Raw genomic sequence first — 13,596 nt, 5'->3', positions numbered from 1 at the left:
GGGTCTACTACATATCCACGCGGCCAGTTGGGGGGCTGTGAGAACCGCGTGAATTCGGGAAATTCCTGTCAGCGAACCAGCGACGTCTCCGAACTCGTCACCACGACCGGCTTGCCGGCCTTGAGGACCTTTGCCGTCTGCGCGTAGTTCGGCTCCGCGTTGAGACGGGCGGAGATGCCGAAGCCGGCCACTGCGATGCCAGCCACGAGCGCCACCACCACGATCTTGAGGTGGGTGGTCCGATCCGCGCTGTAAATCGAGTGGTTCATGGAAGCCTCCTGCCGTCTTCCGTCCTTCGCTGATTCGTGTGAGCCGGGGGCTTTCCGGTTCATCGTCTCGCGTGAACTAACGTAGGAAACCTCAATTCTGTTTCGTAGACCACATCACAAGTGTGTGATAAGGCGTGATGCTTCGCGATCGAAAGTCGATGAAACATACATTTATATAGCTATATCAATAACTTGACTTGTTGTTCGGTGTGCGGATGAAACTTCAGCCACTTAACGCAAATTTAAGAATTTGTTTGCCTGTGGCGGTAAAGCAAGGGGTGGTCTGCCGGTAAAAACGGCAAAAGCCGGCGCCTGGCGCCGGCCCCGCTGATCAAACGCGCTCGGGATTCCGCGGTTCCGCAACGCCAGCCGTCACACGCTCCCCACCGTCTTCAGCCGCGCCCGCGGATGGATTTCGGCCTGCGACAGCACCGTGGTCTGGGCGCGGAAGCGCTCGACCAGCGAGCGGACGAAGGGCCGGATCGCGGCCGACGTCACCAGCACCGGCGATTCGCCCTCGCGCGCGGCGCGCTCGAACGCATCGCGCGTCGCGGTCATGAACTCCGACAGCTTCGACGGCTGCATCGCCAGGCTGCGCTCCTCGCCCTGGCCGATCAGCGATTCCGCAAACGCCTGCTCCCACCTCGCCGACAGCGCGATCAGCGGCAGGTAGCCCATCGGCGAGGTGTTCTGGGCGCAGATCTGGCGGGCGAGGCGGGCGCGGACATGCTCGACGATCGTGGCCGGGTTGCGCGAGAACGCGAGCGCGTCGGCGATGCCTTCGAGGATGGTCGAGAGGTCGCGGATCGAGATGCGCTCCGACAACAGCAGCTGCAGCACGCGCTGGATGCCGGAAATCGTGATCTGCGTCGGCACGATGTCCTTGACCAGCTCGCTCTGCTCCTTCGGCAGCTCCTTCAGGAGCTTCTGCACCTCGCCGTAGGAGAGCAGGTCGCTCATGTTGGCCTTGAGCAGCTCGGTCAGGTGCGTCGACAGCACGGTCGCCGCGTCGACGACCGTGTAGCCCTTGAGCGTCGCCTCTTCCTTCAGGCCGGCGTCGACCCAGGTGGCGGGCAGGCCGAAGGTCGGCTCCGTCGTGTGGATGCCGGGCACCGCGACCTGGTTGCCGCCGGGGTCCATGACCATGAACTGGCTCGGCCAGATCTTGCCGGAGCCGGCGTCGACCTCCTTGATCTTGATGATGTAGGTGTTGGCCTCGAGCTGCACGTTGTCGAGGATGCGCACCGATGGCATCACGAAACCCATCTCGATCGCGAGCGACCGGCGCAGCGCCTTGATCTGGTCGGTCAGGCGGTCGGTGCCGTCGGGTGCGTTCACGAGCGGCAGCAGCGCATAGCCGAGCTCGATCTTGAGGTCGTCGATCTTGAGCGCGGCCGAGATCGGCTCCTCGGCGGCCGCGGCGGTGGCAGCAGCCGCCGGCGCTGCAGCCGCGGCGACCTCCTCGGCCTTCGCGACCTCCTTCTGCTTGCGCGCCTTGAGGGCGAGCGCGGCGGCGCCGCCGCCGAGCGCCAGGAACGGAAGGGTCGGGATGCCCGGCAGCAGCGCCAGCACCAGCATCACGGCGGCCGACATGCCGAGCGCCTGCGGATAGCCCGAGAACTGCTTGATCAGCGCCTTGTCGGCGGCACCGCTGACGCCGGCCTTGGAGACCAGGAGGCCCGCGGCGGTCGAGACGATCAGCGCCGGCACCTGGGTCACGAGGCCGTCGCCGACGGTCAGCGTGGTGTAGGTGCGGGCGGCCTCGGCAAAGCCGAGACCCTGCTGGGCGACGCCGATGATGATGCCGCCGATGATGTTGATGAAGACGACGAGCAGGCCGGCGACCGCGTCGCCGCGAACGAATTTCGAGGCGCCGTCCATGGCGCCGAAGAAGCCGCTTTCGTCCTCCAGCTCCTTGCGCCTGATCTTGGCGACCTTCTCGTCGATCAGGCCGGCGGAGAGGTCGGCGTCGATCGCCATCTGCTTGCCGGGCATGGAGTCCAGATGGAAGCGCGCCGCGACCTCGGCGATGCGGCCCGAACCCTTGGTGATGACGACGAAGTTCACCGTCACCAGGATCGCGAACACGATGATGCCGATGACGAAATTGCCGCTCATCACGAAGTTGCCGAACGCCTCGATGACGTGCCCGGCCGCATCGGTGCCCTCGTGGCCGCGCGACAGGATCAGCCGGGTCGAAGCCAGGTTGAGCGACAGCCGCAGCATCGTGGAGATCAGGAGGATGGTCGGGAAGGAGGAGAATTCCAGCGGTGCCTGGATGAACAAGGCGGTCATCAGGATCAGGATCGACAGGGTGATCGAGATCGCCAGGAACAGATCGAGCACCAGCGAGGGCAGCGGCAGGATCAGCACCACCAGGATGGTGAGGATGCCGAGCGCCAGCGCGATGTCGCCGCGCAGGACTGCTGTCTTGAGGTCAGCGAATGAGAACCCGCCGGCCGGAGATCCGACCCCCTGACCCGCCGTGACGTCGACCATGGCTTTCGCCCCTTCCCGCCGGCCGCGTGTGCCGGCCCCAAACGACTGCGCGACGGCCGCAGGGCCGCCGTTCCGAAACTGAGGTACCGCGCCGGCGTCCACGGAAGGTCTCCTCCGTCAACTGCACCCAACCACGACACGCACATTCCACTCGGCAATTTTTGCCCGGTGGTTGGTTAGCGTTCGGTTAATGGCGGTTAACAAAGGGTTGCGGGGGAGACGGGATGCGCTCTCCTGCCGCATCTCCGTTACGCCACCACGATCCGGGCCTCGCCTTTCGAGACGCCCGCCTACGGCGGGCTCCTCAGGGTGAGGAGCGAGGGTCGTACCCGGACGATGAATTGTGCCGGCCATCGCGCTCCTCCCGATGAGCACACCGCTCACGGCCAAATGCAGCTCCGGTTTCGGCGCCAAACCCTCATGGTGAGGAGGCGCGCAGCGCCGTCTCGAACCATGAGGCCCCTGCCGGCCCTGACTGCGAACAAGCACGAATGAATTTCCGCTCGCAGACATGCGGCATCGTCTCCCGCGGCGCCGCGCGCCCGAGTTGTGCGTCAGGTCCGCCCTCGATCGGATGGAGGGCGCAGGGAAGGCCGGGCGCTGGCCGCGCCCGTGGCCCGCCTGCAGCAAAAAAAGCAGGCGGCAGTCACCACAGGTCTGGCCGAAACACCCGGCCTTCCCTGCGCGACGGTTGGAACGGCTTATACGTGGTCTCCCTGGTGCACCGGGCTTGTTGGCCACCATGCGCGACGGCGCGCTTGCGCACGCCAGCCGCGGGACACCAGCATCGGGGTGTCAGGACCGCACGATTTCGCCGTGCGCAACGAACCGTTCGTCCGCGCGACCAGAGGCCACGCTGCGATTCCCTGCGCCCATCGCATCCCACTCCCCACGTCTCGTGACGGTCGCGACACGCCCCTCCGGCGGAAGCAGGACGGCGCAATATAAGCACGGATTCGGAAAAAATGAAATAGAAAAGTCTCGGTAAATCAAAATACTCGCGCTTCTAGCGAATCTCTTGGGGCGTCCTTGGAATGCCGCATTGCTACCAAGGGCGTTCCTGCGAAATTACACAATCCAACGGATCATGCAGCTACGGCCGGCAAGTAACTCAAGATACTCTGATCTCCCGATGCCTTTCACTTGCCGATCGCCGCGATAGCTTCAGAAACTCCAATGAGCACATCGGTCGCTTGCATGTAGAGGAGGTGCTCCTTGTTGTCGGGTTCGAAGCTGATTGGCTTGCCCCGAGTCATGTCACGCGCAATCTCCTTAGGGGTAGGAATTTTGCGGAAGTCGAATTGAAAGTCTTTTCTAAGGATCTCTAAGATCTCCTGATCGGACTTGCTGAGATAAATCTGCTTCATCAACGATCGAAGCCAATCTGCATATAGTAATTGGTGGATGTATTCATAGTGTGACTGCGAAATGAATGCCGGTCGCCAAGCGATTGGAAAGGGGGTTCTTCCTGTATTTGCGATCGTTAGTCTCTCCGATTGCTGTTCAGTCTGAGTAGCTCCACTAGCGTCAACGGAAGATAGCCGCGATCTAATGACCCCGCTCGCAGCTGCGCTCACTCTAGTCGTTGTTCGGTAAGCAGTGTTCACTGTTGCGTACCAAACTGATTGGATGATCCATGGAACGCTATTCGGGTCGTCGGATGTGGATCGTAGCAAAGAGAGTAGACGTTGACGGCAGGCATTCTTGGTATTCTGGTCAGACAGAAGGGTGCCTAGGTTGCGGACAGTGATCTGGTCCCACTTAACTTTGCCGCTCTCTCCGAACGACACTTTCACGGAATTTTCGAGTGATGTTCCCGCTTCGGCGGTGATCTGCCCGATCATCTCGCGAGCCGCTGCAGCTTCTCCGGATAGATTTCTGATGTCTAAAGTGAGGGCTCTTAGAAAGTATGTCTCAGAAGAATCGACTTTAGCTTCTGGAAAACAATCAGCTTTGCGGGCGTATATCGTGCCGGGGATATCATAAATGTCACCCGGTCGCTCATTTTGTGGAGTTACGATTGGCAGTGCTGGAATGAGGGAAAAGTAGTTATATAGTTCGATATAGTAGCTGGCATCGGCCTTCGTTGGAAAAGAGACTAATGCAAAAAATCCGAGAGCAAACAAGCTCCGCGAGGAATTTTCAAGCATCCTCCCCCCTCCCAAATGCCTTCATCTTATGATTGCATTTCGGTGTATCTGTCACAAGTCTTTTTGATTGTTTTGCGATCTGCTGGCTGACGAAGCTAACCGTCGTTAGCCCGTTTCCGGGACGAGTCTTCCAGTAGCTGTATTATTCCTCGGTGCCCACCGATTCGCGCCCACCTCAGCGCATCGTTGTCGGCAGCATGAGGACTGGCTCCAGCCTGTAGGAGGAGCCTAACAGTTTCGATCTGTCCAGCGCTGGACGCAACGCGCAAGGCCAAATCGTCCTCGGCGTGTATATTTGCTCCCCTTTCGAGCAGTATCTGAACAATTTCGGTCCGGCCGTACTTCGCCGCTTCCGCTAGAGCGAAATCGTCCGCAGCGTGAACGTCTGCTCCCGCATCTAGAAGGGCTCTTACGGTCGCGCTATTACCCATAAGTGCGGCGATCCATAGAGCTTGGCCATCGATCGCCGGGCTGTTCGGTCGAGCCCCCAAATAAATCAAAGGTTCTATGGCAAGCGCCGCATTGGTCCGAGCTGCTACTTTCAGCCAGTAGTCGGGAGCGGCACTAACAATCCAAACGCCGCATATTGCCGCCGTGCTCACAATCCCAATGGCCGAATAGAGCCGTCTAAGCATGATGGGCTCCCGCGAAGTTGCGCTCCAACTATCCACTGACACTTAGCAAGGCTCGTGCCACTGAAGTCGGGCGATCGTCCGGCTGAGGTATTATAATGTGGATTGCTGGAACGTCCCTCCAATCAGTCTTCAGGCAATTCTCCCGTGCTTTGCTGTTGGCGGATATCACTTCCTAATCTGCCAGAGAGGTACGTGTTTCAATCTGGCTGTCTCGATCCCGTCGCGTTCCGCGAATTGACACGCCGTCAGTCCACGTCTTCGCCCTCCATTGGGATCGCCGATCGTCGCGCCCGACGCCGAGCCATCGGCGTGCGCGATGCTGTGGCGGCGCGTGGGCAAGGTTCGTGTTCTTTTAGGCCGGGCGGCGCGGTGAAGCTAGCCGAGCTGAAGCGCCTCTCCAGAAGCAACTCGCCATAGGTGTGGTCGATTGGCGCATCGAGCAGCGTGCTGGTCAGAAACTCGAGTGTAGCGCGAGGTTACGGTGACGCTGCTGGGCTGAACTAAATGCGCAAGGCCGGCCATCCTGAGATGGCGGCATCGGCAGCGTTGGCCGCGATGAGCTGATCCGCCCCATGATGATGCCGGCCATTGCCTCCATGCCTACAATGTCACGACCACCTTGCCGAAATGCGAGCCGGACCGGAGATGGGCAAACGCTTGCGGTGCCTCGTCGAAGCCGAAGACCCGATCGACGATCGGGTGGATCGCGTGTTCGCTGAGGAAACGATTCATCGCGGTGAAATGCGCGACCGATCCGACGGTGACGCCGATGATATCGGCATTTTCCCACTGCAGGCGCGCGAGGTCGGGCTTCGGGCCGAATCCGGTCAGGACGCCGATCTGAACGATCTTGCCACCCGAGGCGACCGATCGCATCGATCGGTCATAGGTGCCGGGGCCGCCGAGCTCGAGGATATGACTGGCGCCTTGGCCGTCGGTCGCCGTCATCAGTGCCACATCCCAGTCAGGCGTGGTGCGGTAGTTGATCAGGATCGCCGCCCCGAGCGCCTTGGCACGGGCGAGCTTCTCATCCGACGACGAGATCACGATCGCACGCGCGCCCAGCGCGGTGGCGAACTGGAGCCCGAACAGCGCGACGCCGCCGGTGCCCTGCACCAGCAGCGTGTCGCCTTGGCCCATCCCGCCGCGAGTCATGAGGCCGTGCCAGGCCGTGACGGCCGCGCAGGGCAGGGTCGCGGCCTCGATCGACGTGAGGTGCTCCGGCACGGCGACCACCGCCGTGGCCGGCAGCACGACATGCTCCGCCAGCATGCCATCCATCGTGCTGCCGCCCAGCGCTGACGCGACGTAGTCGGTCTTGAACGGACCCGAGACCCAGTCGCGAAAGAACGACGCGGCGACCCGGTCACCGACCTGCCATTGGACGACATCGGGGCCCACGGCATCGACGACGCCTGCGCCGTCGGAAAGCGGAATGCGGCCGTCCAGCCCGTCTTGGCCCGCGCGGTCGAGGATGATGAGGTCACGGTAGTTGAGGCTCGCCGCCTCGACGCGGATGCGGACCTCGCCATTGCCGGGTTCGGGCTTGCGGACGTCTACCCGCACGAGGCGACCGGCACCGGCATGGCCATTCACATGATAGGCTTTCATGGTTGCTCCTTTCCAAGGGCATTCACCTGGATGAGCAGACTCTGTAAGGTCTGACAGCGCTGTCAGGGTCAAGAGGTTTTCAGGTGAAGATTGGTGAGCTCTCCCGGAGGACGCGGGTCAGCGTCCGGATGCTGCGTTACTACGAAGACCAGGGATTGCTGGCGCCGCGACGGACCGGTGCCGGTTATCGCGACTACGGCCCGGCGGAAGAGGAAACCGTGCGGCGGATCAAATTGCTCGGCGCGGCCGGGATGACGCTGGAGACGATCCAGCAGTTGCTGCCATGCGTGAAGAGCGACCAGCCAGCTTTCACGCCATGCGACAATCTGCGACGCATCTTGGCCGAGCAGGTTGGCCTGATCGATCAACGGATCGAGACGCTGAGCCAGAGCCGGACAATCCTGGCCGGCTTCCTGTCGAGCGTGAACTGAGCTCTCTGTCGACGGCCGGACGGCATCGAAGCGTCATCACCAGGCCGCGGCGGTCGGCGTCCGGGTGTTGCCGCCATGGCCCGCAAGGCACCGCGGCGACGCGCTCCGCAAGCGGCGCATCGCATTGACCGCTCACCGACGCAGGGATGATCGAGCAACTCGGAAAAAAAGAAAGCAGATTGTTTCGATAAATCAAAAATTTCAGGAGAGACTTGGAGGAGCTCTCGCGGTTTTGCTCAGGCTCGATCAACTCTGTCTCATCGCGCCTTGGCGCGGATCAGCAGGGTGATCCGCCGCTTCCATTCGCGGAGGTTGCAGGCGATTCCAGTTGGACCTGGAGGGGGCGCGGGCCGATGGTGCCCACGGCACCAGGCAATGTGGCCGGATCATGCGCGTCGCGCTGCGTGACGCTTCAAGTTTTTCTGATCGCTGCGATCAGCGATTGCGATTGGCGATGCGGGATGTTGCTCTTTAGAAGGCTTCTAAATCTTTCTCAGGAGACCCGAAGATGCATCGACCGAAGCTCCGCCATGGTCTGCGGCTGACAGTGACGGCCGCTGGCCTTGCCGGGCTTGCATCGCTGATCGCGATCGCCGCGCCAAGGGCGGAGACGCCGACGCCCGCACCAGCACCGGCCTATCTGCCGACCGTCAGCGACCTGATGATCGCGACCATCCAGCCGCGCCATCTCCGGCTCTGGATCGCCGGCCATAGCGGCAATTGGGCGTTCAGCGCCTATGAGCTCGGCAATCTCAAGGGCGCGTTCAACCGTGTCAGCCGGGCGCAGCCGGTGGTCGAGGGCAATTCGTTCGCCGACATGACGACGGCGGTGACGCAGCAGCCGTTCGACGAGCTGGCGCAGGCCATCAAGCAGAAGGACATCGGCCGCTTCGAGCGCTCCTATGCCGACCTCACGGCCGCCTGCAATTCCTGCCACCAGGCGCTCAATCGCGCCGCCGTGGTCATCAAGGTGCCGCAGACCGCCGGCGTTGCCGACCAGGACTTCACGCCGGGCGCGGAGTGACGGGACGAGCCTCGGGCAAGACGATTCGGAAGCGGCGGGCGCCTTCATCGAAACTATATTGGTTGCTGAAATGCGATATTGAGGTGAAGGGGGACCCGCATGAAGCTCTATTCGTTCTGGCAGTCGCTTGCGAGCTTTCGCGTGCGCATCGCGCTCAACCTCAAGGGCATCGCCTACGAGCAGGTCGCGGTCGATGTCGACCGGCAGCAGCATCGCGACGAGGCCTATGCCGCGCTCAACCCGCAGATGGCGCTGCCGGCGCTGGTGCTCGACGACGGCACCGTGCTGACGCAGTCGCTGGCGATCCTCGAATATCTCGACGAGACCTGTTCCGGCGCGGCGCTGCTGCCTGCCGATGCCAAGGGGCGCGCGCGGGTGAGGGCGCTGGCGGCGATGATCGCCTGCGATGCGCATCCGCTGACGACGCCGCGGGTGCAGCGCTATCTCACCGAGGTGCTGCACGTGGACGACGCGGCACGCGCGGCCTGGCTCAGGCACTGGACGGCGGAGATGCTGGTCGCGATCGAGGCCCAGCTTGCAGGCCATGTCGCGACCGGCCGGTTCTGCCATGGCGATGCGCCGACGATGGCCGACATCTGCCTCGCCGGCCACGCCGTCTACGCGCGCAATAAGGGCCTCGACCTCGCCGCGACGCCGACGGTGCAGCGCGTCGTCGAGGCCGCGATGGCGCTGCCGGCCTTCGCGTCCGCCCATCCGCTGGCGCAGCCGGACACGCCGCCGGCGCTGCGCGCCAAGCCGGCTGCGCCGTAGCCTCATCGCTTTGTTGAGCATGATCTCCGCGCAAAACGCCTTCGGCGTTTGTCGCGAGGGAAAACCGGTTTCCACTTTTCCGGATCATGCTCTACGCCAGAACCATCGGCGCTACCGCGCCGGCTGGCCGCCGTCGCGCTTCATCCAGTCGCGGAACTGCTCGAACAGCACCCTTGTTTCGTCCTCGCTCATTCGCCGGCCGCCGGTCGGCGCCCTTGCGCTCATCCACTCGTCGAACTGCTGCTTGATGGCGGCGCCGTCGGCCTGCGGCGCGCGCGTGCTGGCCAAAAGCTCCTCCGCGGCGCGGAAGCGGGTCCAGCCGGGCAGCGAGGAGGAGAGGCTGATCTCGTTCCATTTGGGGTGGAACGGCGGCCGCTTGAACTGATCGAACCGCTTGAACAGATAGTCGACGAAGCGCGCGACGCGGCGGTAGCGCTCGGTCTCCGGCGGCCAGTTGTAGACCGCCAGCACCTGCGGCACGCCGATGGTCTCGACGCTCTCGCCGGGCTTGAGCAGATTGGGATAGTCCTGCGACGTCAGCTTGGTCGGCACGTAGTAGTCCTGCAGGCTGCGCGCGAACGGAATCGGCAGGAAGTGGAAGCCCGGCTCGGGCTTGAACTTGGCGAACAGATCGGTCGGCTTGCCGGTGACGTGGACGACGCCGGCGATCTCGCCGCTGCGCATCTTCTCCAGCGCCACCGAATTGTTGATGAACACCTTTTCCGCGCCGATCTTGAGCCGGTCGAACACGATGCCGCCGGTGAGGTTGGCGGCGCTGCCCACGGTGTTGAAGGAGACCTTCTTGCCGGCGAGATCCTCGAGCGTCCTGATCTCCGGGCGGACGTAGACGTGCATCTCGTTGATGTAGAACGAGCAGATGTAGCGGATCCGGTTCTTGATGTTGGCGAGCGTGCCGTTGCGGACGAACTCATCGAGCACGTCGGCCGAGGTGATGGTGACGTCGACGCCGCGCAGATAGAGCAGGTCCTCGATGTTGCCGAGCGCGCCGTAGGTCACCATCGGCAGCACGCGCAGGTTCGGACGGTCGTCGAGCACCTTGGCCATCTCGGCCGCAAAACGGATGTTGGTGCCTTCGAGCAGGCCGCCGGCGACGCCGACCGTCCATTCGTTGGACTCCTGCAGCTTGCCGCCTTCGCCGGCCGCGGCGGCCGTTGCCGCCGCCGGCCTTCCGGTCCGCGCCGTCTGTGCCATGGCCGGCAGCAACGGTGCCACCAGACTCAATCCCGCCGCAACGACGCAACTCAACAACGCGACCCGCATGCCCCAAATTCCTCCGTTGCCGGCCACACGGCGATCGTGAGGCGCGGCCGATTTTCGCGCATTATCTCCTTGGTTGAGGAATGAGGTCTACTACTCGCCGGTTGGGCGCAGCCGGGGCTGCTGCGAAGCGCATCCTCGCCACCAAAAAGCCATAGGCTTGATTGCGCCTCGGTCTGGACGGAGAAACGCCGCGATATCAGTCCGAGAGTCGTCGCCTCATCGCACGCGGCCACAATGGCTCGCTGGAAACCGGTGCAGCTTGCGGTTGCAGGGAGCGGTCGAAGCCGGACCGTCGTGAGCGCGGCTCGTGCGCGCGCGGGACGTTCTTGCGATCGGGCCTCTAGGCCTGCTGCGAGATGCTGACCTCGGCGATGCCGGCGCGATCAGGCGCCGGCCTTGCTTGCCTTGGCGCAATGGTCGCGCCAGAACTGCCGATAGCCGGCCTCCACGCAGCGCGTGTAGTTGGCGACGTCGCCGGCCGGCGAGCGCGCGACCAGGCCGGGCAGCTCGGGCCGCAGCTTCGCCAGCAGCTCGGGCTGCGCGGCAAAGTTCTTGGCGATCCGGATGTAGCCGTCATCATCGCCGGCGACCCAGTCGGCGAGGCCGGCCGCGGTCAGGATGCCGCCGGCGGCGCGCGAGGCCGCGCCGGCGCCGAGCTTGGCGACGACCGGCACGCCCATGTAGAGCGATTCGAACGTCGAGATGCCGCCGTTCTGCGGGAATGGATCGAGCGAGATGTCGATGCGCTCGTAGGACTTGAGATGCTCGACGCGCTCGCTGGCGCCGAGGCAGAGGATGCGCGCCTCGGGCACGCCCTGCGCAACGAAGCGGGCGAGCAGCCCGTCGCGCACCGCGGGATCGTTGAGCGCGAGATGCTTGACGACGAGCTTCGCGTCGGGGAGCTCGGTGAGCAGCCGCGCCCACAGCGCGATCGCCGCGTCGGAGATCTTGTCGATGCGGTTGTAGACGCCGAAGGTGACGTGGCCGTTGGTGAGCATCGGCAGCGGTGCCGGCGGAACGTCGAGCACCGGATCGATCGTGATCACCGACGGCAGGTCGTGGACGTGCTCGGCGAACAGCGGCCGGACGCTCTCGGGCACCGTTACCGGATCGGCGAAGAAGTAGTCCATGGTGGCAAGGCCCGTGCCGGTGCCGCTGCCCCAGGCCGTGACCTGGATCGGCGCCGGCTTGCGCGCGAATACCGGCATGCGCGTGCCCGTGGTGTAGCCGGAGAGGTCGACCAGGATGTCGACGCCATCAGCCTGGATGCGGTCGGCCAGCTCGTCGTCGGACAGGCTCGAGGCCTCGACCCAGACGTCGGCAATCGACTGGAACGTCGCGGTGTAGGAATCGTGCCGCGGCGAGGTCGAGTAGCAGTTGACCTGGACCTGCGTCTTGTCGTGGCCGCGCAGCACCGGCAGGAAGGCGAAGGCCGCCGAATGCATGCGGAAGTCGGCCGAGACATAGCCGACGACGATGCGCCTGTCGGGATCGAGCGAGCGCGGCGCAAGCTTGCGGCGCGGGAATCTCGAGCCGACCGCCATCCACCAATACTGCCGCGCCGCCTGCTGGACCGCGAAGTCGGCGCCGGGCAGGAAGTCGAGATAGAAGATCTTCTTGGTGATCGCCTCGTCGTAGTCCGGCTGCACCGCGAGCGCCTGGTCGAACTGGGCGATGGCGCCTGCGACGTCGCCGAGCCGGCCGCGGCAGGCGCCGAGCAGGGTGAGCGCGACCTGCGCCTTCGGATTGGTGTCGAGCACGCGCTTGCAGGCGGCCATCGCCTGCGCGACGTTGCCGTTGAGGATGCAGATCTGCGCCTTGCCCTGCCATCCCAATTGCAGATGGGGATCGAGCGTCACGGCGGCGTCGAAATCGGCTTCGGCTTCCGCCGTGCGTCCCGAGATCATGTAGAGCCGGCCGCGATGCGCCCGCAGCTCGGCATGGGACGGGCGTGCGGCCAGCGCCGCATTGAAGGTCGCTTCCGCCAGCTCGAAATGGTGCAGCTCGAGTTGCGCGAGACCCTTGTTGACCGTGGCCTCGAAATGGTTCGGGTTGAAGGCCAGCGCGCGCTCGGCGCTGGCGGCAGCGGCGTCCCAGCGCCGCAGCATCAGCTCGGCGACGCTGCGATTGCACCAGGCATCGACGTCGTCGGGCTTGAGCTCGAGGGCCCGCGTCGCGGCCGCGAGCGAGGCCTCACCCTGTCCGAGCCGCAGCAGCGCGATCGCGAGGTTGCGCAAGGTGATCGGCGCATTCGGGCGCAGCGCCAGCGATCGCTCCAGCGCGGCGCGCGCCTCCTCGTAGCGCTCGCAATTGATCAGCGCCCAGCCGAGATTGGACTGCGCGTCGGCGGAATTCGGCTCCATCGCGACGGCCTGCGCCAGGAAGGCGGTGGCCTCGGCGAAGCGTGCCGACGACACCAGGGACACGCCGAGCAGATGCATGGCATCGAAGCAGCCGGGGACCTCCTGCAGCAGCTTCGCGCACAGCGCCTGCGTCTCCGCCTGGCGTCCGGCCTGGAAGGCCTTGAACGCCACCGCCAACTGCCCCTCGACGAGCTTCTTCTGCTTCTTTTCCTGTCGTGCCTTCTGGAAGGCGCGCGAACCGACGGTGCTCAAGGACTTGGGTCTCCGGACAGACAGGACGGCATGGCGTCGGACGCCGCAGCGATGCGCTGCGGCCGGCAACCGGGGCGCCGCCATGCCCGGCGGCAGCAAAGCCCAGGATGTCCTGTGGTCGTCCGGTCGCCGGCCACGCGCAGCGCGACGCGGCAAAGCTTGCCCGCGTCATGGTTAGCAAATGGTTAACGGGATGACGGAAGGAGCTTGTCGCGCCCGCGATGCCCCGGGGAATGACGGGGCAGCTCGCGCAGGGTGGATCAGCGCCGCGCGATCCACCAACTGCGGATGTCACACCGACGATAGGGAT

The 13,596-nt window shown here is 64.2% G+C and carries 10 protein-coding genes; 3 read left to right on the top strand and 7 right to left on the bottom strand.

What is annotated here, in order from left to right; genetic code table 11:
* Positions 1-68 precede the first annotated feature (68 nt).
* The 5 genes from QX124_RS09045 to QX124_RS09030 form a co-directional block, all read right to left on the bottom strand.
* Complete coding sequence (locus QX124_RS09045) at positions 69-269, bottom strand: hypothetical protein (RefSeq protein WP_315734069.1); 201 nt, start codon at positions 267-269, stop codon at positions 69-71.
* Between the two features lie 372 nt (positions 270-641).
* Entirely contained in the window at positions 642-2,768 is a 2,127-nt protein-coding gene (gene flhA, locus QX124_RS09040) for a flagellar biosynthesis protein FlhA (RefSeq protein ID WP_315714040.1), read from the bottom strand.
* Positions 2,769-3,907: 1,139 nt separating this feature from the next.
* Entirely contained in the window at positions 3,908-4,918 is a 1,011-nt protein-coding gene (locus QX124_RS09035) for a hypothetical protein (RefSeq protein WP_315796955.1), read from the bottom strand.
* A gap of 95 nt (positions 4,919-5,013) precedes the next feature.
* Entirely contained in the window at positions 5,014-5,553 is a 540-nt protein-coding gene (locus tag QX124_RS31845) for an ankyrin repeat domain-containing protein (RefSeq protein WP_409997677.1), read from the bottom strand.
* Between the two features lie 600 nt (positions 5,554-6,153).
* Entirely contained in the window at positions 6,154-7,164 is a 1,011-nt protein-coding gene (locus QX124_RS09030; protein WP_315796954.1) for an NAD(P)-dependent alcohol dehydrogenase, read from the bottom strand.
* Between the two features lie 83 nt (positions 7,165-7,247).
* Here QX124_RS09030 and QX124_RS09025 point away from each other — a divergent pair, with 83 nt between their 5' ends.
* The 3 genes from QX124_RS09025 to maiA all read left to right on the top strand — a co-directional run bounded on the left by QX124_RS09025 (position 7,248) and on the right by maiA (position 9,390).
* Positions 7,248-7,595, top strand: coding sequence for a MerR family transcriptional regulator (locus tag QX124_RS09025; RefSeq protein WP_315796953.1), 348 nt, complete (start codon positions 7,248-7,250; stop codon positions 7,593-7,595).
* Positions 7,596-8,103: 508 nt separating this feature from the next.
* A complete protein-coding gene (locus QX124_RS09020) occupies positions 8,104-8,619 on the top strand; it encodes a cytochrome family protein (protein ID WP_315775335.1) in 516 nt (171 codons plus the stop codon).
* Between the two features lie 99 nt (positions 8,620-8,718).
* Complete coding sequence (gene maiA, locus QX124_RS09015) at positions 8,719-9,390, top strand: maleylacetoacetate isomerase (RefSeq protein WP_315796952.1); 672 nt, start codon at positions 8,719-8,721, stop codon at positions 9,388-9,390.
* Positions 9,391-9,501: 111 nt separating this feature from the next.
* On the opposite strand, the gene QX124_RS09010 is transcribed toward maiA, so the two are convergent.
* Both QX124_RS09010 and QX124_RS09005 read right to left on the bottom strand, forming a co-directional pair.
* Entirely contained in the window at positions 9,502-10,671 is a 1,170-nt protein-coding gene (locus QX124_RS09010) for a TAXI family TRAP transporter solute-binding subunit (protein ID WP_315734048.1), read from the bottom strand.
* A 383-nt stretch (positions 10,672-11,054) separates the two neighbouring features.
* Positions 11,055-13,286 carry a tetratricopeptide repeat protein gene (locus QX124_RS09005; protein ID WP_315796951.1) on the bottom strand — a complete coding sequence of 744 codons (2,232 nt, stop codon included), beginning with the start codon at positions 13,284-13,286 and terminating at the stop codon, positions 11,055-11,057.
* Between the last annotated feature and the right edge of the window lie 310 nt (positions 13,287-13,596).

Source organism: Bradyrhizobium sp. SZCCHNRI3043, from assembly GCF_032377735.1.
Lineage (GTDB): Bacteria > Pseudomonadota > Alphaproteobacteria > Rhizobiales > Xanthobacteraceae > Bradyrhizobium.
This window is presented reverse-complemented; position numbering and strand designations above follow the sequence as displayed.

Bases quoted from the DNA above. Each gene is read 5' to 3' on its own strand.
- QX124_RS09045 (WP_315734069.1), bottom strand. From the start codon at position 269: ATGAACCACTCGATTTACAGCGCGGATCGGACCACCCACCTCAAGATC.
- flhA (WP_315714040.1), bottom strand. From the start codon at position 2,768: ATGGTCGACGTCACGGCGGGTCAGGGGGTCGGATCTCCGGCCGGCGGG.
- QX124_RS09035 (WP_315796955.1), bottom strand. From the start codon at position 4,918: ATGCTTGAAAATTCCTCGCGGAGCTTGTTTGCTCTCGGATTTTTTGCA.
- QX124_RS31845 (WP_409997677.1), bottom strand. From the start codon at position 5,553: ATGCTTAGACGGCTCTATTCGGCCATTGGGATTGTGAGCACGGCGGCA.
- QX124_RS09030 (WP_315796954.1), bottom strand. From the start codon at position 7,164: ATGAAAGCCTATCATGTGAATGGCCATGCCGGTGCCGGTCGCCTCGTG.
- QX124_RS09020 (WP_315775335.1), top strand. From the start codon at position 8,104: ATGCATCGACCGAAGCTCCGCCATGGTCTGCGGCTGACAGTGACGGCC.
- maiA (WP_315796952.1), top strand. From the start codon at position 8,719: ATGAAGCTCTATTCGTTCTGGCAGTCGCTTGCGAGCTTTCGCGTGCGC.
- QX124_RS09010 (WP_315734048.1), bottom strand. From the start codon at position 10,671: ATGCGGGTCGCGTTGTTGAGTTGCGTCGTTGCGGCGGGATTGAGTCTG.